Source organism: Pseudomonas sp. Sample_14, assembly GCF_004307515.1.
Lineage (GTDB): Bacteria > Pseudomonadota > Gammaproteobacteria > Pseudomonadales > Pseudomonadaceae > Aquipseudomonas > Aquipseudomonas atacamensis.
On the sequence record NZ_RCOC01000100.1, the window covers coordinates 1 to 1130 of the forward strand.

At 48.4% G+C, this 1130-nt stretch carries 2 protein-coding genes; one reads left to right on the forward strand and one right to left on the reverse strand.

Going from position 1 to position 1130, the window contains the following annotated elements; genetic code table 11:
- A partial coding sequence (locus tag D8U61_RS27960) for a hypothetical protein (protein ID WP_206663100.1) occupies positions 1-207 on the forward strand: 207 nt, incomplete at its 5' end.
- Positions 208-521: 314 nt separating this feature from the next.
- On the opposite strand, the gene D8U61_RS25820 is transcribed toward D8U61_RS27960, so the two are convergent.
- Positions 522-1025 carry a hypothetical protein gene (locus D8U61_RS25820; RefSeq protein ID WP_130927897.1) on the reverse strand — a complete coding sequence of 168 codons (504 nt, stop codon included), beginning with the start codon at positions 1023-1025 and terminating at the stop codon, positions 522-524.
- Positions 1026-1130 lie beyond the last annotated feature (105 nt).

Here is a 1130-nt window from a genome sequence, read left to right on the forward strand (position 1 = left end):
CAGCGGCTGGCTCATGGCAGTGCTCCGTTATGGGCCCGGTTGCAAGGTGCCAGGCACTGGAGTCATGAAAGCGGATTTGAGGACAGAGCGCACCTGTCAGATCTGACAGGTGTGGGCGTGTTTCCGATGAGTGGTAGTCCTGCACTAGCGATGATCAGCGGGAAACAAAGGATGGCCGCCTTCGGCAGCTCAATGGAATTCATTTAGTCCCTAGAAGATGCCGAGGGCGGCGATCATTTGTTGGCTTGGTGCGGTATAACATTCTCATCAGATCGAAGCGCCGATTTGGGCTTGATGAAATAGCGATTTGATCACTAAACCGATGGACACACTGCAGGATTACAAGACGCAGACGAGAGCGGCACGCACTGTGTGATATGTTGAACCGGCACAGTGATTATTTGAGTGCGCCCGCAAAAGTTCTTAGAAATTTTGCGGGATACTAATTATGATTACTGCATTAACATCCGCTTAGTTGAGCGCTATAATTGGAGCGGCCAAGTTTCAGGCTAGGGTGATAATCATGTTTTTTTCAATCTTAAATTCTTTAAGTGGATAAATTGTCCATACCCGCCTAAAGAAATGGACACTAAAAGAATATTGGGTGTTAGAGGTGTCGCTACATTAAATCTCACTGTTATTGATCGCCACGACACAGATGCAGCCAATTCTTCCCCGAGCATCGTCTGACCATTGTGTGCGAAAATTACAATTTTGGGATCGCGCGTGCGGTAATCAAAACTGAACTCTAAAGCAGCGCCGGCGCCGATCTTTTGATAGCATTTGGAAATAAAGGTGCTGTGGTAGGTAGGATTCTGAGGATGTGGGACGGACTCAACAAAATATTCATTCCCAGAAAGCGATATCTTCACTGATTCGCGGTAGTTGGTTATTGCCCAGTGATTCCAGTCATAATTATCAAGCGTAGTCAAATCATCCAACCCCGCTTTGACCCCATAGCTCCTCACTTGACACGCAACCGCCTCACTCTCAACCGCCCCCTCATACAAGCCAACCTTCAACACAACAACCAACCTCGAATCCGCCTTACACCCCCGTAACCACTCCACCTCAGCCACCTAACTTAACCCCACTTCCTGATCATGCGCCGCCCCCACAAACTGCTTCTT